At 31.8% G+C, this 3,011-nt stretch carries 2 protein-coding genes and 1 rRNA gene; 1 reads left to right on the top strand and 2 read right to left on the bottom strand.

The genetic code is table 11. The features are described 5' to 3' along the window. The first annotated feature begins 560 nt into the window (after positions 1-560). Entirely contained in the window at positions 561-2,354 is a 1,794-nt protein-coding gene (gene pepF / locus BSD9I1_RS07295) for an oligoendopeptidase F (RefSeq protein ID WP_186429793.1), read from the top strand. 90 nt (positions 2,355-2,444) lie between these two features. On the opposite strand, the gene BSD9I1_RS07300 is transcribed toward pepF, so the two are convergent. Both BSD9I1_RS07300 and rrf read right to left on the bottom strand, forming a co-directional pair. After that, complete coding sequence (locus BSD9I1_RS07300; protein WP_186429794.1) at positions 2,445-2,588, bottom strand: hypothetical protein; 144 nt, start codon at positions 2,586-2,588, stop codon at positions 2,445-2,447. Positions 2,589-2,739: 151 nt separating this feature from the next. Then, positions 2,740-2,856 (bottom strand): 5S ribosomal RNA (gene rrf / locus BSD9I1_RS07305). Positions 2,857-3,011 lie beyond the last annotated feature (155 nt).

Below are 3,011 nucleotides of genomic sequence, written 5' to 3' on the forward strand. Positions count from 1 at the left end.
GCGTTCGTCCTGAGCCAGGATCAAACTCTCAATTTAAAAGTTTAATCTGTTTCGCTCATCGCGTTTCTTAACATTTAACTGTTAAGTAATTGACTGGTTTCTATTCTCTGTTCAATTTTCAAAGACCTTGCCGCCCTAAGCGACTTTTATATCTTATCAAATTCATTCAAGCTTGTCAACTAGTAATTTGTTATCAAAACTTGTTGATTTTCTTAAATGTTTTTGCTGTTTCTTGTTCGCCGCTCATCTCAGCGACGAAGACTATCTTACCACGGGTTAATGTATATACAATTATCAATAATTGTCATTAATCAAACTTATCAATATCATTCTTCTTTATTCCACGTTTTCCTTTAAGTTTCATATATTGATACGCCAGATAAAGTTTGTAGCACTTATAATATTGTCTTAGTTCATTTCCCATTGATAACCGTCCCAATAGGTAGCTTTCATCCCTGTTCTTTCAAATGTTCATAGATTTCACGTGTAAAGATTTAGTCAATTTGTTATAATTACCATAATAGTTGAGATAATAAAAATAGAGAGGTGAGATGTTTATTATGTCAGAAGTTAAAAAGGTAAAAAGAAGAGAAGAAATCCTTGACGCAGATAGATGGGATATAGAAAAAATTTATAAAAACAAGGAAGATTGGGAGAAGGACTTTTTAAAGCTAAAGGATGAGGCTTTAAAATTAAAGGATTTTCAGGGAAAACTTAATGATTCAAAGGAGCTGTTAAACTTCTTAAAGCTTGATGAAGAAATATCAAGAATAGCTGATAAGTTATTTATTTATGCTAGTTTAAAATCAGATGAAGACACTGGCAATAATGCTAATCAGTCATTAAAAAATAAGATGCAATCTTATGCTGCAGAGCTGTCAGCTATGGAATCATTTTTTATACCAGAAATTTTATCCTATAAAGAAGGTACCATAGAAAAGGCTATAGAAGAAAATTCAGAGCTTAAGGTATATGAGCTTATGCTAAAAAGACTACTAAAGAAAAAGCCTCATACCTTAAGCAAGGAAGTTGAAGAGGTTATGGCTTCTGTATCGGATGCATTAAATGCTCCTTCAAATATCTTTAGAATGCTTACCAATGCAGATATGACTTTCCCTACTATTAAGGATGAAGAAGGCAATGAAGTGGAGCTTACAGAAGGAAACTACGGAATATTCATTAAATCCAAAAATAGAAGGGTTAGAGAAGACGCTTTTAAAACTTTGTTTGCTACCTATGAGCATTTTAAAAATACTATAGCTTCTTCCCTTACGTCTTCCATAAAGAATTTTGCCTTTGTAGCAAAGACAAGAAATTATAAAAGTTCCCTAGAGGCATCATTAAAGCCTAATGATATACAACTAGAGGTTTATGATAATGCTATAAAAACTATAAATGATAACTTAGACAGCCTTCATAGATATGTTACAATTAAAAAGAAGCTTCTTGGCCTTGATGAAATTCATATGTATGATTTATATGTCCCCATAATTGATGCTCCAAAATCTCATATAGAGTTTGATGAAGCCGTAAATATAGTAAAGACAGCCCTACAGCCTTTAGGAGAGGAATATATAACAATATTTGATGAAGGTATCAAAAATAGATGGATAGATATATATGAAAATAAGGGAAAGAGAAAGGGAGCTTATTCTTGGGGAAGCTATGATACCATGCCTTATGTTTTATTAAATTATAACTATGAGCTTAATGATGTATCAACTTTTGCCCATGAAATGGGTCACTCTATTCACTCTTATTATTCAAAAAAGGAACAGCCTTATATATATGCTGATTATACCCTATTCTGTGCAGAGGTAGCTTCTACTGTAAATGAAAACTTACTTATTAATTATCTTATAAAAAATGAAAATGACGAAAATAAAAAGCTATATCTTATAAATACTCAACTGGAGCAAATTAGAACCACTGTGTTTAGGCAGATAATGTTTGCTGAATTTGAAAAAATAACCCATGAAAAGATTGATGCAGGTGAACCGTTAACCAGTGAAGACTTATGCAAAATTTATCATGAGATTAATGTTAGATATTTTGGAGGAGATATGATTATTGATAAGGAAATCGATATGGAATGGGCAAGGATACCTCATTTTTATAATGATTTCTATGTATATCAATATGCTACAGGCTATTCTGCTGCAAATTCCTTCGTAAAATCTATCTTAGAAAATGGTAAAGATTCTGTAGAAAAGTATAAAGGATTTTTAAAGAGCGGAGGTTCTGATTATCCTATAAACATCTTGAAAAAGGCAGGAGTAGATATGACTTCCCCAAAACCTATTAAAGATACTATAGCTAGATTTAATGAACTTCTAGATATGCTAGATAAGTAGAAAATAAAAAATTCCGCGTCCTTTTAGCTACGGAATTTTTTATCTAGGTTTATTTCATAAATCTACTTTTCTATTTGTAAAGGAACCTATTTATTTAGGCTCCTTCTTATTTTCTAAAGTATTTTTTATTTTATTTCTAACCTCAGGATTTTTATAAATCTCTGCCCCTACTTCCATCATGTTATTTTGTAGGGCAGCCATTCTAAGCTGAGCTCCAGTTAGTTTTTTACTCATAAACTTACACTATCCTTTCAAAATTAAGATGCTATTACATATAGTATGTATCACAGGCTTATATTTTATGTTTTCAAATATTTATCTTAATGACTTACTTTAATTATACAAAAAATAAAAAATCCGTAGAATAACTTCTACGAATTACATTACCTGGCAACGACCTACTCTCCCACCGGGCCTCCCCGGCAGTACCATTGGCGCTTTGAAGCTTAACCTTCGTGTTCGGAATGGGTACGGGTGTTACCTTCAAGCCATAATCACCAGATTATTTTTACCTTACATTTAAATATTATAAAGTATTTAAATGTATTTGTCAAGAGATTTTTTTCATTCTCTCAAAATTGCACAGAGTAATAAATTAGATCAAGCCCTCGACCTATTAGTATCAGTCAGCTGAATGCATTACTGCACTTACACCTC

Origin of the sequence: Clostridium sp. BSD9I1 (assembly GCF_900185645.1) — a bacterium.
Lineage (GTDB): Bacteria > Bacillota > Clostridia > Clostridiales > Clostridiaceae > Clostridium_AK.

What these genes read in the sequence shown, in the direction of transcription:
- pepF (WP_186429793.1), top strand. Translation starts at nt 561, where the DNA reads ATGTCAGAAGTTAAAAAGGTAAAAAGAAGAGAAGAAATCCTTGACGCA.
- BSD9I1_RS07300 (WP_186429794.1), bottom strand. Translation starts at nt 2,588, where the DNA reads ATGAGTAAAAAACTAACTGGAGCTCAGCTTAGAATGGCTGCCCTACAA.